Genomic DNA, 21,256 nt, shown 5'->3' with positions numbered 1-21,256 from the left:
CGGAAGGGCATTTTTTTCGGCCCCCCGCCTACTCGCCACGAACCACGCGGAAGCCTTGGTCGGGCCCGAAGCCGTTCGGCTCAAACTTGCCGCGATACGCGACCTCGTGGCTGCCGACATCTCCCATCCATCCGCCCCCTTTTACGATCCGGTAAGAGCCGCCAGCGCCAGCCTCATCTTCATACCAGTTCCAGCACCATTCTCTTACATTCCCTGACATATCGTATAACCCGAGCTCGTTCGGCTTTTTCCCGCCGACCGGTTTTGTCGTGTTGTGGTTGTTCTGGATCAAAGGCCAGTTCCAGTTGCCCTTCAAGTATTGATCCCCCGAATTTCTCCAATACCAGGACACATCGTCCGCATGACTGCTACCGCTGTAAAGATAGCTTTTGCTATCCTGCCCTCCGCCTGCAGCATATTCCCATTCCGCTTCGGTCGGCAAGCGGTACCCATTCGCTCCCTCATTGGCGGTTACGGTCCATTTGACAGAGTCGAATTCACTTTTATTATTCGGGTCGATTTTGTTCTTCTCGATGCTGTAAAACGGGGCTAACCCCTCTTTGATGCTTCGCTTATTGCAGTATTCAACGGCATCATACCAGCTGACTCCCTCTACCGGCGCATTGTCGCTCTTAAATTGGGATGGATTCGTTCCCATGACCTCCATCCATTCTTTTTGCATGATCTCGTATTGGCTGATATAAAAGTCCGGGATGGTCACATTTTTCCCATAATAGTTAGAATTCGTGTTCACAAACGTCCCGCCTTTGACGAGGACCATACGAGGCTTCAAGCCGGTTTTGGCACTCTGTTCAATAACGGCCTGCGAGCAAGCGCCAAGGACCGCCGCCACTGCCAGGATAAAGAGAATGATTCGACTTCCCATCCTTTCAGCTCCTTTCAACAAATCGGATCGGTTAGCCTTCACGGCTTAGTATGTAAAAGAAGGCCGCCGGCTTTGAATCCGGCAGGCCTTTGGAAACTCCTTATTCGCGTCCGAACGGCGCTATTACCACACGGTCACGTTCGAGCTGCCGCTGCTTTGATATCCCTCTGTCGCCAGCACCTGATACGACCAGCTGCTGCCCAAATTCATGCCTTTGCTTCTCCACGCATTGACGTGGTTGCTGAACGTGATCGACACATTGTTGCCTGTCGGTCTCTTGGACTGACGGACACTCCAGTACTGAGTGAAGGTTTGGGTACCGTCAATGGAAGGCGCATTGTACCGCATCGTCGTATAAATGTCATATGTACCGCCGTCGCTCGATACCGTGCCTTTGTACGTTCCCGTCGGTCGATACGTCCCCCAGCTGTCAACGACATAATATTCAATGAGCGAATTTCTTGTCCAACCGTAAAGCGTCAAATACGCGTTGCCGGACGGCGCCCAAAGACCGGCATTATAATTAATAACCCGGTTCGGCGAACCAATGTTCCAGCCTTTGCCGACAACAAAATTCCCGGTATTCGTCCAGTTGACACTGTAATTTCCGCCGGAGCCATTAACCGCATTCACTGTGCCGCCGCCGTCGGTCCAATTTTGCCAATAATCCGTTGCCGCTGAGCTTGAAGCTGCCGCGAGCAAGCTTAAACCCATTGAAGCAGTAAGTAATGCCGTCACCATTTTCTTCTTAAACGTAAACATAAGCCGCCTCCTTGATAAAATGAATTTGCCGCCACTTGCCTCCACTCTGGTGCCTACTGCATGGTTCATTTTTGCAGTACACTTCATGTAGGTTCTGAGCTGCGAGTGTTCAAGATCACCTCCTTTTGAGTAAAATTATAGGTTGAAAGCGTATTCATTAACAACTGTACAAACTATAGATAATACCCAAATTTTTCAAGAAGTTCTGATTTAGAGATCAAGCCTGCGCCCGATTAGACGTGACCAAAGCCAAGGGGATGTGGAGATATATACACAGCAAAAAAACGGTTGCGGAGAGCAACCGTTTTTTGCAGCCTTTTCAATGACCAGCTTGATCGTTCGTATTGTCCGTGTAAGGCAATCTCGTATGGTTAGCGGTTCGGAATCACCAGCTTTTGACCAATGAAGATCAAATGCGGATTCGCAATTACTTCCTTATTGGCCTCGAAAATAACCGGGTACATATTCGCGCTCCCGTAAAACTTCTTCGCAATAGCGCTCAGGGAGTCTCCTTTTTGAACCACATAGATGGTCGGCTCTGTTTGAGCGGCCTGATCCTTTGAAGGGTTTTGCGTGCTCTCATTTTGCTGAGGCTGCTGCGCGTTTGGAGCAGTACCGCCGCTGGTTCCGTTCGCTGCGGCTTGATCGGCAGGGCTTGCCGCATTCCCGCCGCGCTCCTTCTGAGAGTACATCACGCGACCGAATTCATCTTTTAATACAAGATTTTCGATTTCAGCGGTCACCCCCGTAAGCGCAAAGCCAAGCTGCACGTCCTGATCCAAGTAGTCCGGGGAAGAGAGCACTGCTTCCGTCGCCTTAAACAGCTTCGTCGCATCGATGGCTTCGCCGTTTTCATCCACGCCTTTGTAGTGCACAACATATCCGTCATCATTTTTCTCAAATACAACATGATACGTTTCGTTCAGCACATACGATGGCTTCGTATTCTTACTGCCGTTGTTCGCCGCGCTGCTGCCGTTTCCAGCTGCAGAATTTTCCTTGCCCAGCTTGCTCCAAATTCCAGTTAAGGTCTGGCTGTTGCCACTCCGAAACCCAAGGGAACTAAACAGCTCCTGACTATCTCCAACCTGGAACGCTCCTACAAAAAGCCCCATGTCATTGCTATTCGTTGTCTTCGAAGTAATCGTTACGTCCATTTCCATTGATGCATTCCGGTTGCTCTTCGGAAACACAAGGTAGCTTACATTAGAAGCCAGATTTGCCGTCGACTTCGTCATCCGGCCTTCGGCTGCAGATTGCGTAAGAACCATCTTGTTGTTTGCATGGGAAACGTCTAGCAGGTTTGCCGGGTCAACCTCCTGAAGGCCGTCAACCGTGACCAGCGGCCCCATTTCAACCTCTTCGCTGATCGGCTTAAAATGATCCTTTACACGAATGTTCGAGAACTTCGCGTAGTTCAGCTGCTCCAAATCATTCGCCACATCATTGCTGTCTACGGCAAAACCGACGTACACCGAATCCTTCATCGCTACCGTTTTTTCACCGATTGGCGTCCACTCTTTCCCGTCCGCGGAACCGTATGCGTAGAAGGTGTCACCCTTGCGGCCCAGCTTAAGCCAGTAGCCCTGCTCGACACCGTTCATTTTGAACGCGATGTCCGGAAGAAGCTGGAACCCGGCCTTTTCCGCCGCCGTAGCGCTGTCGAGCGTTTCCGTCAACTTATCGAAATCTCCGCCCGCCGTTTCCCGTCCTGCCAAGTAAGCCGACCAAGGGTACGCGTTGGAAATTTTCACCCAAGATAGTCCCAGCGCTGCGGTTGCGCTGTCGTCCTTGAGATCATCGCGAACCATCACACCTGTGAATGCGTGATTGTCAGCCGATCCGATCTCCTCCAGCTTCGCAGTGATCTCCATATCTCCTGTTACTTCTTTATAAACAAAGTGGAAGTCGTCTTTGGCGGCATCGGCTTCCTTCGATTTCTCCGTGCTGCCTTCGCTCATGCCAAGCTTCCCGTTTCCTTTTACCGTAAGAACCTGGTCTGTGATGCTTGCCGTACCTTGAACGTCCGGCTTGCCGATATCCGCCGACGTCCAGCCCTGCTTCGCCAACGCTCCGCCATCCGAATTGATGTGAATGTGAGCGGCAGTCGTTTGCGTAGCATTGCCTTCGGAGTCGGTAACTCTTGCCGAAATGTAGTGCGAGGCATCCTCCAGACCTTCGATGGTATATACGTATTTGCTGCCTTTGGCTACCGCGTCGCCAAGGTACTTCGAGCCATTGTAGACGGCAACCTTCGCAATATTATGCCCGAAGTCGGAGGAAGCCTGAACCTCTACGCTCACCGCTTCACCCAAGGCATACTGCGCATTGTTCGCCGGCGCGGCCAGCTTTGCCTCCGGATTTTCCGCTGCGTGCTCCATATCAACGAGACCGTTGATATATTGCTCCAGCCACGTATAGCCGCTGTCTGTGATCGTTTTATAGGCGTCCTTGGCTTCCCAAATGCCCTTTTCCTTCTCCCAAGTGTCGGCCATCCCGTTCCGATTCGTGTCAAAGTCAGCGGCGCGCTGCTCTTCGATGACACCGAATTCCGAAACATATCCGCCAACCTCATGCTCCGTGTTGATATATCGGCCGAGACCCTGCTCCACTTCCGCCACGATTCTGGCATCGATGGCATCACGTCGAGGATAAGTTGCGCCCGCCTGCTCCAAAATGTCCGTCAGCAGTTGCTCGTTGGCCTCTTTTACCCCGTTCTGAACATAGTCGTCAAACGCTTTATTCGTTATTCCTTTATTGACGCCGGTGCTGTCCGCGGAAAGATACGGCTTCGTCGCATACGTGGTCATTTTGTCGCCGCTGCTATCGCCGGAGTTTTTCACATATTCCGACGAACCGTCCAGCAGGCCTGTTCCCTTGCCGTTAATCCGATTCCCTGAAATATAGAAGCCGCCGAGCTTTCCGGATTCCCCTGCGTCAATGACCCTATTTTCCACATTGTCTCTGGTACCCGGTCCGGCAATCCCCACATTGTTCATGAAATTCGTAAACGTGTAACCGCCGCCGTAAACCCCATTAAAGCCCCAGTTGTAGACCACATTGTTGGAAAATTGCAGCACCGCTACATGCTCCGCATCTGCCGCACCGGCATACCCCCCGCCGAGTCTTGGATTACGAGAGGTATGGCTCACGTATAAATTGTGATGAAAGGTCGTGTTATCTCCGCCGGCGATCCCGCCGTAGCCATGTCTGCCCTTCGAATGCCCGGAAAGCGTCAAGCTCTCGGAAATCAGCGACCATTGGATCGTACCGTTTTCACCCCTGTATGTAGAAAGCGTCTCATCCGTATTCCAGCTGAAGGAACAGTGATCGAGGATAAAATAATTGTTGTCGCGTCCCCACAGCGCATCCATCGAGTCACTGCCGTTGAACACATTTTTGGCTCCCGGACGGAAGGTGAGGTATCGGATGATAATATTTTCCGAATCGCTAATATTCGTGTCCCAGCCCGCGATCGTAATGCCGTTGCCCGGGGCGGTTTGACCGGCAATCGTTAGGTTTTTAATACCGGAAAAGCGCAAGGAACCCTTCAGCTCAATCGTGCCCGATACGTGGAAAACAATGGTCCGGCCCTCTTTCGGTGTTGAGGTAACCCCATAACGAAGGGAGCCTTCAATCGGCTCTTCATTTTCGCCGTAATCCTTAAGGCTCGTTACAATGTACACGTCTCCGCCGCGGCCGCCGCTGGTATACGCTCCGCCGCCTTCGGCTCCCGGAAACGCCACAATGGATGCGCCGGTGAATTGGTCCCCGTCCGTTTGCGCCGAAACCGCTGCCCCCGGCAGTGTCCAGCCCAATGAAAGCGCTGTCGAAATACTCAGAAGAACAGCCATCGATTTGTTTAAACGTTTACCCTTACTCTTCATTTGTTGTTTGTATAACATGGATGGTGCCTGCCGTGCCATTACTACCTTCTCGGCCCTCCTGTTATACATCCTCCTCTCACCATAAGTAAGCTGCAAGCCTCCAGAATCATAAAGTGTGCTGCTGCCTGTTAAAGCTTTCGGCTGCCACTTTGTTTAATGACTTCACGAAGTTGCTTGCTTTCTTATTGTAACGCTTTCAACCTTCGTACACGTGCCAAAAAATTTATTTTTTGCGCCAAATCTTGTGCCTTTGCCATGGTGTAGTAGTATAGAGGTAAGCGTTTCAATATGGAAAAAGGAAGGGCATCACTTCACAGCAAACGTGGAGACCAGATGATCGGTATGGGGGCTAACTAGTGAAGATCCAATATCAGCATCGCCATCAGCCATTTCACAGCTTTATATCCATTGATAATACGTATCCTCTTCATTTGCATAAAACCGTGGAGATCACCATAGTCCTAAGCGGCAGCATCCAGATTACCATCAACGAGAAGGAATACCTCCTGTCCGAAGGCGACCTCATCGTCATCTTTCCCAATCAGCCGCACAGCTACAAAACGACGGAGAACAGCCGTATCCTGCTCGTGTTTTTCGATGCTGCCTTTCCGGGGGATTATACGGGGGAGCTGACAAAATATATTCCGGAGTACCCAATGCTTCCAACCACCGAGTTGCCCGAGCCGATCCCGAGCAGCCTTAGCACACTGCACAAGCTGTACACCGAACAGAGGGATAACCGTCTGCTGAAAGCCTACACATCCGTCATTCTAGGTTATCTATTGCCATCCCTATCCCTGAAAAAGATCGACTACACTCAAGACCTCGACACCATCCAGCGGATTCTTGCCTATGTGGATCTTCATTTTCTAGAGCCATTGACCCTGGAGATGCTTTCCAAAGAGCTCGGCATCAGCAAATTTCTGATCTCGCGGATCTTTTCCGACCAGCTCCACACCTCGTTCCGCGATTATATTAACGGCCGGCGGGCCGCCCTTGCGCAAATGCTGCTGCAATCGACCACGAAGCCGGTTACGGAAATTGCGTTTGATGCGGGGTTCAACAGCTTGCGCTCGTTTTATCGTGCGTTTAAAAAGGAGTATGGCATTACGCCGAATGAGTTTCGGAGCAATATTGGGGTTGTGATTTAGGTTGCTGTTTGCTTTCACCTTTCTCCGATCACTTGCAAAATTACCTTTGCTGCTCTAACAGCGCCCCCAGCACCTCGTAAATTTTCAGTGAGCTGCTGCGCATTCTCGCGATATTTTCGATCCCCTATCACATCAGCAACGGCTTTTTTCAAATTTTTCGGGGTGCTTCGTTTTAGTAATACACCCGCTTTGAGTTCAGCAACGCGGTTTGCTACTACCCTTTGTTCACTATGTAACGGGAATAGTACCATGGGAACACCATAGTACAAACTTTCATTCACACTATTCATTCCACAATGGGTAATAAATGCATCTGTCTGCTTTAATACGGCCATCTGGTCCACTCTGTTTTTTACTATGAAATTTTTCGGTATCTGACCGAGTAAGGTAATGTCTGTTTTTTCACCTACAGACATCACAACGACATATTCGCTGTCGGCAAATGCTTCGATACAATTTTGATAAAAATCTTTATTCTGATTCAGTACAGTTCCTAATGAGATGTAGATGACTTTTCCGTTTTTCTCCTCGAGGAATATTTCAGAGGACGACCAAATGGAAGGGCCAACAAAAGCATATCGATTCGAAAAGGTTTCGGCCATGGGCTGGAATTTTTCAGAGGTATAAACAATCGTATCCGTTTCGTTATCATTTTGAACAATCGATATGAAGCTCTCCACTTCATACCCATGGGACCGGAGCATCTCCATTTTTTTATTAATTCTCGGCATTGCAACAATCATCTTGAAAATCTCGTTTATACTTCTTTTCATTAGCTTTGCCGTATGCTTATTAAACGCAAAAGAAGTTGTTGAGCAGATGTACGGGATCTCTAGTTTTTTGGCAAATAGTTTTCCCCAAAAACATAAGGAATCAGAGACAATACAATCCGGTTGGAACGCTCTTAGCTCTGTACACACCTTTTCATCCAATGCAATGGTAGTGTCTGCAACCATTTCAATCAAAGCAGCGAAATCTTTTCCTACCTTACGATTTAACTCCTCTTCCGAGATCGGAGGTAAAAACTCGTCGCATGAAATAAATGTAGTCCCTGTGCTCTCAATTTTTTCTTGAAATTCATGAAACGAATAATACCATACTTGATGTCCACTGCTTACTAACTCTGAAACTACCGGAAGTGTCGGATTGGTATGACCATATGCGGGGATTGAAAAAAATACAATTTTACTCACCCTTACTCCTCCTCTCCTTTTTAAACTTTACTATTCATTCCTTATTTATACTATTTTCATCCGAAACACGCTCGATGCAACATTTTTATATATACGATGTGATATACGCTCCTATGACAGTACAAAGAAAATCCCGCTAAAATGCGGGATTTACCGGTTATCGTCTCTATAGCTCATTTATGAGTTTTTCATAAAAAGCTTTCATATTGTCAATTGCCCAGTTAAATAAGCTTTCATCAATGGAGCCTGTAGAATTTACGATCGAAATTCTCGCCCATTTTCTGCTAGTCCAATCTTCTTCAAAAACAACTTCTTGATTAAAAACATTAATTAATTCTGATTCGAATCTGGACTTAAGTTCCCTTACCTTCTGATTATTACAGTCATCGTTGCTTTTTTCAAAATGCAATCCGATCTCCAGAGAATTTCTGCCTCTAAAACAGAATTCAAAATGTATGCTTGAATGCGTTGTTTTAATTTGTAAATATTTATAGTTGTGATTGACTTTAATTAAATTATCATCGATTTTTAATTTTGAAACCGTTGCTGTTTTTAATTTATTTAGAAAATCGATTTTAAGCCTATCCTGACTTGTCATCTCATTTTCATTATGCTCTTTCTTTTCAGCCCGAATAATATATTCCTCAGCCTCTGGTAAAGGAATCAATATATTAGAGAAGACACCAATTTCCGAATCGTTAAGTTTATAGACCGTAAATTTTACGCAAGTAATGTCTATCCCGAATTTTCTAAGCCAGAGTACGGTTGCGGTTACTTCAGGCCTATATTCGCGCGAAACTAAAATAATCCGTGGCCGGTCTGAAATCTTATCAAGTGGGGCACCAAGAAAATCCTCAATCTTTGTTTTTACATCCTCTATCGATAATTCAACATTCTCTTTTTTCAAATATTCACGGTGTAATGTCAAAATCTCTTCTACTGTTAAAGTTGAACAATAGGCAGCATACTTTACCGCCTGTAATTCAACGTCTTTCCCACTATCATCCCTCTTCAGCTCTATAATAACTAAGTTCCCCTGTTTATCGAGTGCCAGAACATCAAGCCGCTCAGACGTTTTATCGAATTTGTCATATTCATTTGTTAGAATATAGAGTTCCTCACCCAGAATCTCGGGCTTTTTGATCACCCAATCTTCAATATGGTTTCTTTCAAGAACGTTGTTACTTTTAAAATCTGTTTCTTCATAAACATGTAAAGCATTATTGTTTTTATTTACGGAAAAGAACAATTTTCCTCACCTCTATTCTTACTTTAATAGGTTCTCACTCCTCTGTAAACTGCAACTGCTTCTTTTGGCCGCTTCTTAAACTTTAAAAAAGCACTGAGCCTAGCTTCCTAGGCATCAGTGCTTCCTATCGTCGCAAGAATCCATTCCCTTGCTTGTCTTTCGTTCTATCCGACTACTGGACCCCTACAACGGTTACCGGCACCTCAATGGATGCCCCATTCACCGTAAAGGTGAAGGTATACGTTCCGGGAGTTATCGGTACAACTTTATCGTTGAACACGAACGTAATAACGCTCTCTTCCGCACTCGGCAAAACCAGCTGCACCTGCTGGCCGCTATTCGTGATATGGCTTTCATGAAGAGGAATTGCTCCGTGCTCTCCCCCATTTAACGGTACAATGTCGTACGTATCGACCAATCTCTCGGCGCTGAAGACTCCGCCTAAATCGACCGTAACCACGGATTCATCCGGTGTGGCATGTAGGAGCAATGAGGGCTGGATCGTGACGGTTGACCCTGCCGCAAAGACATAACCATCCTGCCAGACCGCATCTGAAAAGAGCTCTCTTTCTGCCGAAGGGGTCATCACCGATTGAGTCTCGGAGATCACTACATGTTTAACCGATAAATTCGACAGCGTATAAGCTGCTGCGTGTTCAGACCCGGTGAATGTAACCGAGTAATAGCCCGGTTCAATTTCCGCAAATCCGCTGAAGGCTCCTTCGTTCAGGCTGACAGGCGCCGCGTGCTCCACTTGGACGGTAAAATCCGATGCCGTAAGCCCCGTAATGATAGCCCCCTTCTCATCACGCACTTCCATCGTCACCTTCACCTGCTTACTTCCCCTGTCACCCTGTACAACTTCAAGAATACGCGAGTTAACAGGCGCCGGCACTTGTGCAGCAGGTCCCGGCAGCTTGACCGTTACCGAGTCATGGAATCGGACTCCCTTTGCGGTCCAGTTGGTCATCTCGTATAAAGCGTTATCCGCATCACCGGTAAAGGTTACGCTATACATGCCCTCCCCAAGCTGGGCGAAAGAACTGAACCCTCCACCCGTTAAGCTTGTCGGCTCCGCCTCATTGACTTGTACCCAGATATCGCTGCCTTGTAAACCTGTTACCGCAGCGTTATTGGAATTTTTTACGGTCAACTGAATCACGACCTGTTTGGAGCCGGATGCTCCATAGGTGACGCCGGTTACTGCCGACGATGCATCTGCAGGAACGGGATCTGCAGCGGGCATCGTGACGGTTTCGTTTTCATGAATGAGGACATCGGCCGCAGTAAGATTCGTCAGCTCGTACACAGCCGAATCCGCTGTCCCCTTCAGCTTAACGGAATATTGTCCACTGCCTACTTCTGCAAACGGACCGAATTGCTCATTAGCAAACGAAACCGGTTCCGCTCCATTAATCCGAATTTGGAATTGCTCGGCTTTCAGGCCGGTAAGGACTTCCCCATACTTATTTTTCACAGTCAACGCTAAGGTGACCTCACGGCTTCCCTGCACACCGGGAACGACGGACGACAAGCCGGAATGCTCCCCGGAAGGCACCACGGCGGAAGGGTCTTCCTTCACCATGTACAACGTTCCGTTGGTCAATCCGCGAATAGCCGTCTCAGCCAATGGCTCGGGAGCCGATCCCTCTGCCCCAAACATCCCGTTCGACTTTACTCCATAGGTGCGGCTGTCTACCGTAACGAGATACCGTTTCCCTTGGATCAAGTTGAGGATCGCCTCATGGACAGCCTTCCCTACCGAGCCTTCAGCAAGCAAAACTTCCGTCGGTCCCGCGGCTGGCTCCAAGTCAGCAGCAGGAGTATACCTCTCCCCCTCCTCGCCATCTACCGAAATCGATTGGAATCCGTCCCAAGCACCGATCGCGTCGAAATCTGCTTCATCCGCAAAGTTCAGCACATCGTTAACCGTTTCAGCCGTCAATAAGTCGTGAATATGGGCAGCATATCCGTCTGAATCCACATATAGGGCAGACTCGGGAGCGGCAAGCATTTCATCTAAAGCTTGATTAAAATTGTGATCGGAAAGAAATGCGTCTATACTATAAAATTTATCTACATCCCCGCCAACATATATGCCGCCCCGAGGTGCAGCAAGGGCTGCTGCAGGCAATACAGTCGAGGCCATACTTGCTGCCAATAATACCTTGATCCATGCATTTCTTTTTTTCATCAAACTGGCTCCTTTATCCCGGTTCATTTCGCTCTGACGATGGTTAATTCCGTTGATTGCAAGACGCTGCCATCGGCGTGATACGCAGTAATAACGGCTGACGAGAAATCAACCTTTTCAGCAAACTGCCATTTAAAAACGCCATTTTCGACAGTCAGACGCTTCTTTTTGAAGCCGGCCGTAATCGTGACTTCCTCCACAGCACCCGAGACCTTACCCGTAAATTCATAAATGGTAAAAACATCGGGGACAATGTATTTTTTCGCCGCCAATTCACGTAATGCCTCACTTGAACCATCGTCAGAATCATCGGAATCGTCCGAGCCCGAGTCTGAACGGGTGCCTGAGCCTGAGGATGCATAACCCGAAGCAACGCCCGTGCGGATCTGCACACCGGAAGGCAGCTCCACCACAACCTGCTGCTGGATGACGGACCCGTCCGCGTTCTTAGTCGCCACAACCTTGTCCACTGGACCTGTACCGGTCACCGTAGTCTTGGCGTCAAGCGTCAACAGCTTGATCCGCGCTCCGCTGGCGACATGAATGGACGCCTCTACTGCACGGCCGTCGACCTTCATTTCCTCCACATTCCCCTTGGTGAACTCCACCTGCGCTTTCGGCGTAACGATATTTACACTCGTGAAGTCCCCCGCCAGCACGGATGCGGTAGAATTAGCGGATGGCACCTCCACGCTCACCGTTTGGAAGCCTTCACCTTGCGATCCGTTCAACTCCTCCAGCTTCGCTGGGGTGGCCAACGTCGCATTTTGGATGCTGGACGAGCCTTCCGACACAATACGGACGCTGCCGTTTGGCTTGGATACCTCCATGTCACCCAGCTCCGAGTCTGTGATATGGATGCTGTTCTCGCCGCCCCCTTGAATCCGGGTCGTTCCTGCCACAGTGACATGCTTTAACCGGACGTCCTCTTCACCAACGGCCTTGGTAATCGTTAAATCCCCTTCAATGATCATATTCTGCAGCGTAACCTGACCCGCCGACACGACTACATTTCCGCGAATGGTTTGGGGTTCGTTCCCCTTCGGACCATAAACGCCGGATTGTGTATAAGTAACGTTTTCCAATGATGGGACTCCATCTAAAACCTGCTGCGCGACCCGATCCAAGGTGACAAGCGCCTCCGCACGGGTGATCGGCTGCTGCGGCCGGAAGGCGCGATCCTCGGTATAACCGGACATAATGCCCTGATCCACTACCGCCTTAACCCAGCCTTTGCTCCAGCCCAGCATCTCCTCATCACTAAACGCCGTATTTACGTTTGAGCTTTCCACAGGGGACAGCTGCATAAGTCGAGCTGCAATAACCGCTGCCTCGGCGCGAGAAATTTGTTGAGTGGGACGTATGGTCGCATCCTCATAACCCTGGATATATCCCGCTTCGACCGCTTTCTGAAGCTCCTCGTAAAACCAATCGCTTTTGCTTATATCAACGAAATCAATCGGCTGTGTTGCCGTAAAACCTAACATACGATTGGTTAACGCCACAAACTCCGCTCGACTGATCGGGGCGTCCGGCCGAAAAGAAGCGTCTTCATAGCCCTTTGCCGCCCCCTGCTCTGTCCAGCGGTCAACAAGCTGCTGCGCCCAATGCCCCTTCAAATCTTGAAAATCTGCCGCTTGAACGGTTCCGGTCTGCACGCCAAGAAACAAAGCTGCGCAGGAGGCACTGATGAGCAGATGTTTTTTCACTTTCGCCAATCGCATGAAACTCACTCCATCATTCTATTTTTCTAAGTAATTCTATGAGGAATAGATTTTTCCTGTATGGAGGGGCTTCACTCCAAAATGTTTGTATAAAAAAAGAGGCGTTTCCGCCCCTCTTTGCTGTTTCTACCAATTCGCTTCCAACGTATTAATCTTCCCAGTAGAATAACGCATCGAATACTTTATACCCATCCTCGTTTAATACAGTTCTAATTTTAGTTTCGAAGGGCAACTGTTTCTTAATGACCCTCTTCGTCAAAAACTCAATTTTGTATTCTGCCAGCTTCTCCTTAATAAATTTCAATTCTACATCCCAGCTTCCTGATGGAATTTCACCTACATCAGATGCGCTCAGAATACCATAGCTCCCATGTCCGCTACCTTTCGTCTTTTCATTAGGGCCAAATATCGCAACAGGGGCGTGCTTGCATAAATATATGGAAATACCGTCTATCCAAAGTGTCCCGTTTACATTTTTAGTAGAACTCCCATCCTTCTTGTAACAAAAAACATCTACATAGGAAGCATACCCACTGCCATATGATCGGAAATCTGCTTCGAATGTAAGTAACCTTGATCTTTCCAATCTTCCTACTAACTCTTTTAAGTAGAAAATGACTTGTTTATTGGTCCCTCCGAAGTAAGGAAAGAAATCTCCAACAAGTTCACCTTGGATGATCTGCTGCAATTGTTCATCTGAAAACACCATAGCGATCACTTCTTTTTATAGAATAGTTACATATTAACATAGAGATATAATAACAAAAAAAGAACCTTATCCCAAAATCATGTGGGAAAGGCTCAATCGAACGTCTCAGCTCACCAAAGCTAACACGGCATCATCATATGACTTTTCAACCTTGTTCGTGTTTCTTCCTCCACTGCTGATAAATATAGAGCGTCAATGCTAGAAAGAAACCGTATACTGCAATCGTTATGACCACATTCCTCGGTTCGGTTAACAAGCTGTCGCCTACAAGGGCGAATAACAGCATCGCGGGAATCTTCCCCAACGAAGAAGGGATGGCATACATACCGAATGATACGCGGCTCAACGCAGCGTAGACATTCACAATGATCGACGGAATGAATGGAATCATCCGGGCAAACAAGATGAACAAAAAAGCATTTTTTTCAAAAAGCACCGTTGTTCGTTCGATATTCTTATACTTATGCAGTACCTTCTTTCCCCAATCCTGATACCCGTAACGAACAAATAAAAACATGAGGATCGAAGCGATTGTCGAACCTGTCCATGTCATGATCCCGCCCAGCGCAGGTCCATATGCCGCTCCGATCACTCCTCCGACGATCGGGTAAGGGATCACGGGAAATAACGCCATAACCGTCGCCATGACAATGACTAGGATAACGTTATCGGCATCTCGGAACCAACCTAAAATGGCTTCTCCGTAAAGATAAAGCAAGCATCCGATTGCTAGATAAAATATTGCCAAGCCTAGTTTTTTCTTCATCTTAACACAGTCCTGGGTTTCATTATTTTCGGCAAAATGCACATAATCGGAGACAATTCATGCATGAGGGGAGTCCTGTCGAGTTACTAGGACAATCTGACCATTATTATATTCCTTATTGATCTGGCCATCTTCAATCTTGTACACAATATATGTTTCGTTCGCCTTAGCATCTAGCTTAGCGCGATCGCCAGTAAGCTTAATAAGCTTTTGAAGATCTTTTATCTTATTCATGAGTATCACCTTCCCGATAGCTAGAAGTATCGGCATTTTCACTTAATTATAACACAAAAGAACCCGAATGATTTTGGATCAATCGGGTTCTTGCTTATTTCGGCTCACTGATGTAACACAATTATAGTGCAGCCAATATGTATCAACCAAAGGTTGATTTCTGATGACTTGCTGTTTAGATAGCTTAGGATGTTTTAATCCCGTCTTAAAGCGCGGGGTTAGTTCCTAGACAGAGAACCTTTTTGTTTCCCCTTCGTCTTTAAAGGCTGACGCACGTAAGTGTGGGATTGAACTAAATACTTATATCCCGTCAACGCAGCAAGTTCCCATTTCGCTAGGCACGCGTAATTTCTTCAAACAATCTTCTGAAAAGCGCGAGGCGGTATATAACCTCAACGTTATATCAGAATCTTCCCTTTGAGGGTATACTTACGGCATTAATAGATGATATAATAACCACATATTACGTACGTAATCGGGGGTCGTTATGGAACAAACCTTTAGTTACAATTTCCCCGCAATTCGGGGAATCCAAGCGGGGAACGAATATTACGTTGCGATGTGTCCTCTTAAGCTAATTCCCAGGATCTTCTTGTTTGATGAAGAAGAGATTCCGCCTGAGCACCGTGCACAACGCTCACTTAACAAATCACGGGTACCAGAAATCTGCAACTACATACTAAATAACCCGAAAGATTACGCGTTTTCTTCCCTTACGGCTTCAGTTGACGGCGAGATGGAGTTTAACCCCTTTTCGGATGAATCTCATGTAAAAGACATTGGTAGGCTATCCATTTCGCTTGAAGCTAGATTCTTAATTAATGATGGACAACACCGCAGGGCCGCGATTGAAGAAGCACTAAAAATCTCACCAGAGTTGGGGACCGAGACTATTTCAGTCGTGTTTTTCAAAGACACTGGTCTAGTAAAAAGCCAGCAGCTCTTTGCAGACTTAAATCGTCATGCCGTCAACACAACATCATCTTTAGGTATCCTTTACGAGCATCGCGACCAACTCGCAAATATTACAAAGAGCATTCTGTCTAAAGTCCCTCTCTTAGAACGTTATACTGATAGGGAGAAACAGTCTTTGTCAAAGCTATCGCCAAAGCTGTTTGCCTTGAGTAATTTATTCCAAACCAATAGCCGATTATTGAAAAAGAATCGTGGAGAGTTCGTATCCGAAGCGGAGGAACAGTTTTTAGAAGACTTCTGGAATGAATTATGCGAATCCATGCTAGAATGGCAGCTCGTTATGAAGAAAGAGCTTTCTCCGGCCGAGTTGCGCTCTAATTATATTAATACGCATGGGGTCTTTCTTGAAGCAATCGGCATCGTAGGAAACTACCTTTTTACTTACCAACCTACGGACTGGAGAGAATACATGCACCGCCTTTCAAAGGTGGATTGGAATCGAAGTAACAAAGTATGGCTCGGGAGAGCCTACGGAACTACTGGCAGAATTAATAAAAACAACGAAACCATACAACTTACCGCAAACAAGATAAAAATCAGCATTGGCTTGCCCTTGACTGAGCATGAACGCTTGCTTGAAGAAAAGATGAGAAACGGGTGATCTTATATGTTAAACGGATTGTTAGGTTCTTCCCGCATGATTGAAAATAAAATCAAAGATATTCAGGACGTGTTCTTAGCTGACGAGCGCCCTTGGGTAGTAGGATATAGCGGAGGAAAAGACTCTACTGTCGTTGTCCAACTCGTTTTTGAAGCACTTCGTGGTTTAAAACCTGAGCAACTCCATAAGAAAGTATTTATCATTTCTTCGGATACACTTGTGGAGACTCCGTTAATCATCTCTTCAATCAATAAAACGTTACTTCAGATTCAAAACCTAGCGTTAGAGACAGGAATCCCTATTGAAACGCACAAAGTAAAACCAACGGCGGACAAGACCTTTTGGTCATCCCTTATTGGGAAAGGCTATCCATCCCCAAGGCAAAAATTTCGTTGGTGTACGGACCGAATGAAAATCGATCCTGCCAACAAGTTCATTTTGGATAAAGTATCGCAATTTGGCGAAGTTATCATGGTACTTGGTGTTCGTGACTCGGAGAGTGCTACACGGGCCCAGGTTATGGAATCCCATACCATCAGCGGCAAAACACTTATGCGGCACTCTACGCTTACAAATGCTTACGTTTACGCTCCAATTCGAGATTTTTCCTTAGACGACGTGTGGAATTACCTCCTAAGCAATCAAGGCTTGACCCCCTGGGGTACGGATAACAATGAACTTCACGCACTTTACCAAAACTCATCTGGCGGAGAGTGCCCTCTAATCGTCGATAAGGACATCAAAGAAAGTGCCGGTTCGTGCGGCAACAGTCGGTTCGGCTGTTGGACTTGTACTGTCGTTAAAGAAGACAAGGCTTTAATCGGGTTTATTGAAAGCGGAGAAGCCTGGATGAAACCTTTGCTTGGATTCCGCAACTGGCTCTCCAATATTAGGGATGAACGTGACTACCGTGAAAAGCACCGCATGAATGGATCCGTTTATTTCATCGGTGAAGGCGAGGAACGGGAACTAGGTTTGGGGCCATTTACTCTAGAAGCAAGGAAGATGATCTTAGAGGAATTACTCGTTACCCAAAAGAACACACAAAATCCCTATGATCCTGATTATAAGCTCATTCAAGAAGACGAACTTCGGATGATTCGAAAATACTGGCTTGAAGACGGAGATTGGGATGACTCGCTTCCAACCATTTATCGGAAGGTATTCAGTGAGGACTTAGATTGGGAATATGATGATGACCGCCCAATGTTTGAGCAAGATCAGATTACGGATTTGGAGTTGCTATGCAATCAACATGACGTAGATTTTGATCTCTTAAAGAAACTGGTCGGCATAGAAAAAAACTATTTGGGCTTTAAGGTGAGACGCGGGTTATTACAAGACTTTAATCGAGTGTTAAATCAGGACAAAGTTCATTTTGGAAAAGTGGATGGTTACAAACAATGAAATTCATTAGACTTCGGTTAACTAACATAGGCGCATATCATGGGAGTTACGATTTCGATCTACGCACGGATTCAAACCAACAAAACGTGGTTCTATTCGGGGGGAAAAACGGAGCGGGTAAAACGACGATCCTTGAGAGCGTTAAGCTCGCTCTATTCGGTCCGCTCGCATATGGTTACAAATCCGAATCTGTCCCCTACTTCGATAAGATCCACAGTAAACTGAATAAAATAGCCAAGAAACATCAGGAACAACGATTTCAAATCATTTTGGACCTAGAGATTATTGAAGATTTTCAGAAAAACTACTATACGCTGTTGCGAAGCTGGTCCCCGACTAAGTCCAGCCTTAAGGAAGATTTCACCGTACTCCGAAACCGCGTAGAACTTTCGAACTTAGAGCGCGAATACTTTCAGAACAAGCTACGAGAAAATACACCCCCACAACTGATGGATCTTTGTCTTTTCGATGGGGAAAAAATTAGTCAAGTAATCTCCGACGAGGTGTTATCGGATTACCTCAGGGAAAGCGCAAAGGTCATGTTTAATTTAGACCTCTTTGAAAATCTGGAGCTTGATCTGCAGTCTTACCTAAAGCAGGAAAACATCCAAAATACGTTGACCACAGACCAGCAAGAGATAGTGGACCTTTCATCCCGTCATGAATCTCTGCAAACCCGTAAAGACAAGTATTTAAGTGAAATTCACCAGTTAGAGCAGGAACTGGAGAACAACCAGGCCTTACACAAAGAGTTAATTAAAAATTACGAAACATATGGCGGTTTATTAAAGGAACAACGAGAAGCATTGCTACGTGAACTTAACGAGTTGGAGCTTAACCGCAAAACCATGATGGAGTCGACGAGGGAAACCCTCTCTTCGCTGCTCCCTTTTGCTCTCGTAAACAGCCAATTACTTGAAATCCAGAAGCAAATGCAAAACGAAATAAAAAATGAACTTGTGGAAAATGTTGATGAACTCTTTAAGCCCGACGGATTTCAGTACATCATTAACCAGTTGCAGGAAAAAGGGAGTATCTCGCTAAATGACTCTAATGCCGTTACCCAACTTCGTGATGAACTGGTTTCGTTTCTTTCTGACCAACTTCCCGCTCCGATTCATAGGGCGTCTTTTGAACAACGAACCGAGATCCAATCGATGCTTGTTCAGCTTATGGATTTCGACGCTAAATCGTTAAAGGAAAACTTTAAGCGAAACACGGAGCTGATCAAGCGGAGCCAAAAAATCCGGAAAAAACTGTCGGATAATGATGAGACAAGCGAATTGCACGAACTTCTTCAAAATATTTCCACCGCTCAAAGTTCCATTACGATGATTGACCATAACCTTGCTCAGAAAAAAATCATCCAGTTGGACCTTGAAAGGGAAATTACGGAAGTCGCTCAGAAACTCGCCGCTGCTAAGGAGAAGCAGATTCGAAACAAGAAAAACGAGAATATATTTGCAATTTCATCCCGAGTTGTTGATGTGAGTAAACAATTCCGAAAAATACAGTTGACCAAGAAACTTCAAGAAGTAGAAATGGAAGCTGTTAAAATGCTCCGCCAACTGTTTCGTAAAGAATTGTTTGTCGTCCGTGTATGGATTCATCCGGAAACTTTCCAGTTACGATTGTACGACTCTCTTAACGAAGAAATCCTTAAAGATAGCTTATCGGCTGGGGAAAAACAGATTCTTCTTCTTTCCACTATGTGGGCAATGGCGAAAAGCTCGAACCGCAGACTTCCTTTTGTTTTCGATACATTACTGGGACGATTAGATCAGACGCACAAAAAGAGTATTATTCAACACTTCATTCCGAAGTGTGGTGAACAGGTAATCATTCTTTCTACGGATTCCGAAGTTGATGAAGAACATTATCAGCTCATACTTCCGATCGTAGCAAAGAACTACTTACTGGACTACAGCACGTCAGACTCTACTGTACATGTCCACGACCAGTATTTCCAATTCTCGCGCTAAAGAAGGTATCGATTCTTATGCAGTTTCGTCTACGCACGTCTAAAGCAACCGCCGATCGACTAAAAACTTTACAAAATTCAACCGGTCTAACTCCGAATATTCTTTGCAGAATATCGGTATCGCTTTCGCTTCGTGAATCAAATAAAATTAATATTACGGAAGTAAAGGATCAGGGCGGTCTAGAGTTTAATCGTAATACGCTTACCGGCACTTATGATTATGTATTCAAAGCACTCATCACCCAATACGAAGGTCGCGAGGTAAGCGATGAGGAATATTTTCCGAATTTGTTCCTTGCACACCTTGAACGCGGTGTAAAACTCTTGGAGAACGAGTATCTGTACGCAGGTAACTACGAGAAACTCATCTTTAACCTCCTAGGGAAAACGGAGATCGGTACAGCATGATTTATTTCGATAACGCCGCTACGACTCCACTGGACCCGGAAGTTAAGGAAGCAATGCTTCCTTTCCTACATCATTATGGTAACCCATCCAGTAAGTATTACACTGCCGCTGAAGAAGCAAAAGAAGCCGTTCAAGTCGCACGGAGTAGCGTAGCCGATTTATTAGGGTGCGAACCGGAAGAGGTTATTTTTACAAGCGGCTCGACGGAAAGCAACAACATGATCATCAAAGGTGTCGCTGACACCCACTGGGGTACTGGGAAACGCTTCATTACAAGCTCCATGGAACACTCCTCGGTCTTGGAGGTTGCATCATATTTGACAACGAAAGGCCTTCAAGTTGACCTGCTTAAAGTGGATAACAAAGGTGTTGTGCCACCAGAGTTGCTAAGCGCCACGCTTGACCGGAACGCTAAAGACACGTTCCTCGTGAGCCTTATGTGGGGCAACAACGAGATCGCGACACTAAACGACATTATTCCATTAGGGAATCTTTGCAAACAGCGCAATATTCCTTTTCATACAGATGCAACCCAAGTCGTCGGAAAAGTCCCGATCCATCTTAAGGACCTACCGGTTCAATACTTGTCATTGTCCTCACATAAGATTCATGGCCCCAAAGGGATTGGGGCAGCGGTTTTACGTAAAGACGAATTGGGCATACGCCCGCCATTGACTCCGTTGATTCATGGGGGAGGGCAAGAGTTCAATTTACGCAGCGGAACCCTAAACGTCCCCGGAATTGTAGGTTTCGGTAAAGCAGCGGAAATTGCAAAGCGTGACTTAGAGTCCACTCAGCGACAGATTCTTGCACTTGAATCTTACGCAACTCACAAGATCAAAGAGCATTTCTCAAGTATTGTCTCGTTTAATTCTCCCTCAGGAGAAAAGCTCCCGGGTATCATTAATATACGCTTTAAGGGTATTCATAACGAGTTGCTAATTAAGAAACTTTCTCCTTATGTAGCACTCTCGAGCGGTTCTGCATGCAGCAGCAGTAAACCGTCGCATGTATTGCAAAGCATCGGATGCAGTCTTGACGAAGTACGTTCATCAATTCGAATATCTCTCTCAAAGTTCAATACCATCGAAGAAATTGATCAATTCATCGCGATTCTTCGTGGATAATT

At 46.4% G+C, this 21,256-nt stretch carries 16 protein-coding genes; 6 read left to right on the top strand and 10 right to left on the bottom strand.

Annotated features, from left to right (window positions below):
• Nucleotides 1–28 precede the first annotated feature (28 nt).
• The 3 genes from GQS10_RS16185 to GQS10_RS22955 form a co-directional block, all read right to left on the bottom strand.
• Nucleotides 29–886 (bottom strand): formylglycine-generating enzyme family protein, encoded by an 858-nt coding sequence (locus GQS10_RS16185; protein WP_166244037.1) that lies wholly within the window; start codon nucleotides 884–886, stop codon nucleotides 29–31.
• A 123-nt stretch (nucleotides 887–1,009) separates the two neighbouring features.
• Entirely contained in the window at nucleotides 1,010–1,648 is a 639-nt protein-coding gene (locus GQS10_RS16180) for a glycoside hydrolase family 11 protein (RefSeq protein WP_166244035.1), read from the bottom strand.
• Between the two features lie 371 nt (nucleotides 1,649–2,019).
• Nucleotides 2,020–5,553 (bottom strand): LysM peptidoglycan-binding domain-containing protein, encoded by a 3,534-nt coding sequence (locus tag GQS10_RS22955; protein WP_207952308.1) that lies wholly within the window; start codon nucleotides 5,551–5,553, stop codon nucleotides 2,020–2,022.
• Between the two features lie 338 nt (nucleotides 5,554–5,891).
• On the opposite strand from GQS10_RS22955, the gene GQS10_RS23695 reads away from it, so the two are divergent.
• On the top strand, nucleotides 5,892–6,686 hold the full coding sequence (locus GQS10_RS23695) for a helix-turn-helix domain-containing protein (RefSeq protein ID WP_166244033.1): 795 nt from the start codon (nucleotides 5,892–5,894) through the stop codon (nucleotides 6,684–6,686).
• A 14-nt stretch (nucleotides 6,687–6,700) separates the two neighbouring features.
• Here the strand turns inward: GQS10_RS23695 and GQS10_RS16165 are convergent, their stop codons facing one another.
• The 7 genes from GQS10_RS16165 to GQS10_RS16135 form a co-directional block, all read right to left on the bottom strand.
• The gene (locus GQS10_RS16165) at nucleotides 6,701–7,879 is read right to left on the bottom strand and encodes a macrolide family glycosyltransferase (protein WP_166244031.1); all 1,179 of its coding nucleotides are present in this window, start codon (nucleotides 7,877–7,879) and stop codon (nucleotides 6,701–6,703) included.
• Nucleotides 7,880–8,045: 166 nt separating this feature from the next.
• Entirely contained in the window at nucleotides 8,046–9,128 is a 1,083-nt protein-coding gene (locus GQS10_RS16160; protein ID WP_166244029.1) for a PDDEXK family nuclease, read from the bottom strand.
• A 172-nt stretch (nucleotides 9,129–9,300) separates the two neighbouring features.
• A complete protein-coding gene (locus tag GQS10_RS16155) occupies nucleotides 9,301–11,322 on the bottom strand; it encodes a hypothetical protein (RefSeq protein WP_166244027.1) in 2,022 nt (673 codons plus the stop codon).
• A 23-nt stretch (nucleotides 11,323–11,345) separates the two neighbouring features.
• On the bottom strand, nucleotides 11,346–13,046 hold the full coding sequence (locus GQS10_RS16150; RefSeq protein ID WP_166244025.1) for an S-layer homology domain-containing protein: 1,701 nt from the start codon (nucleotides 13,044–13,046) through the stop codon (nucleotides 11,346–11,348).
• 148 nt (nucleotides 13,047–13,194) lie between these two features.
• A complete protein-coding gene (locus GQS10_RS16145) occupies nucleotides 13,195–13,734 on the bottom strand; it encodes a hypothetical protein (RefSeq protein WP_166244023.1) in 540 nt (179 codons plus the stop codon).
• Nucleotides 13,735–13,900: 166 nt separating this feature from the next.
• A complete protein-coding gene (locus GQS10_RS16140; protein ID WP_166244021.1) occupies nucleotides 13,901–14,521 on the bottom strand; it encodes a TVP38/TMEM64 family protein in 621 nt (206 codons plus the stop codon).
• Between the two features lie 57 nt (nucleotides 14,522–14,578).
• On the bottom strand, nucleotides 14,579–14,755 hold the full coding sequence (locus GQS10_RS16135; RefSeq protein ID WP_166244019.1) for a hypothetical protein: 177 nt from the start codon (nucleotides 14,753–14,755) through the stop codon (nucleotides 14,579–14,581).
• A 487-nt stretch (nucleotides 14,756–15,242) separates the two neighbouring features.
• On the opposite strand from GQS10_RS16135, the gene dndB reads away from it, so the two are divergent.
• Genes dndB through GQS10_RS16110 form a run of 5 tightly spaced genes read left to right on the top strand, consistent with a single transcriptional unit; the run spans nucleotide 15,243 to nucleotide 21,254 of the window.
• Nucleotides 15,243–16,331, top strand: a complete 1,089-nt coding sequence (dndB, locus tag GQS10_RS16130; protein WP_166244017.1) for a DNA sulfur modification protein DndB — start codon at nucleotides 15,243–15,245, stop codon at nucleotides 16,329–16,331.
• Nucleotides 16,332–16,337: 6 nt separating this feature from the next.
• Nucleotides 16,338–17,738, top strand: coding sequence for a DNA phosphorothioation system sulfurtransferase DndC (dndC, locus tag GQS10_RS16125; RefSeq protein ID WP_166244015.1), 1,401 nt, complete (start codon nucleotides 16,338–16,340; stop codon nucleotides 17,736–17,738).
• Nucleotides 17,735–19,720: a DNA sulfur modification protein DndD gene (gene dndD, locus GQS10_RS16120; RefSeq protein ID WP_166244013.1), complete on the top strand. Its 1,986-nt coding sequence runs from the start codon at nucleotides 17,735–17,737 to the stop codon at nucleotides 19,718–19,720. Before dndC ends, dndD begins: the two co-directional genes overlap by 4 nt.
• A 17-nt stretch (nucleotides 19,721–19,737) precedes the next feature.
• Nucleotides 19,738–20,127: a DNA sulfur modification protein DndE gene (gene dndE, locus GQS10_RS16115; protein WP_166244011.1), complete on the top strand. Its 390-nt coding sequence runs from the start codon at nucleotides 19,738–19,740 to the stop codon at nucleotides 20,125–20,127.
• Nucleotides 20,124–21,254: a cysteine desulfurase family protein gene (locus tag GQS10_RS16110; protein ID WP_166244009.1), complete on the top strand. Its 1,131-nt coding sequence runs from the start codon at nucleotides 20,124–20,126 to the stop codon at nucleotides 21,252–21,254. The genes dndE and GQS10_RS16110 overlap by 4 nt, the downstream gene beginning before the upstream one ends.
• Nucleotides 21,255–21,256 lie beyond the last annotated feature (2 nt).

The organism is Paenibacillus turpanensis, assembly GCF_011421635.1.
In the GTDB taxonomy this organism is placed as follows: Bacteria; Bacillota; Bacilli; order Paenibacillales; family YIM-B00363; genus Paenibacillus_AK; species Paenibacillus_AK turpanensis.
Note: the sequence above shows the minus strand (reverse complement) of the source record. Positions and strands in the feature narration are given on the sequence as shown.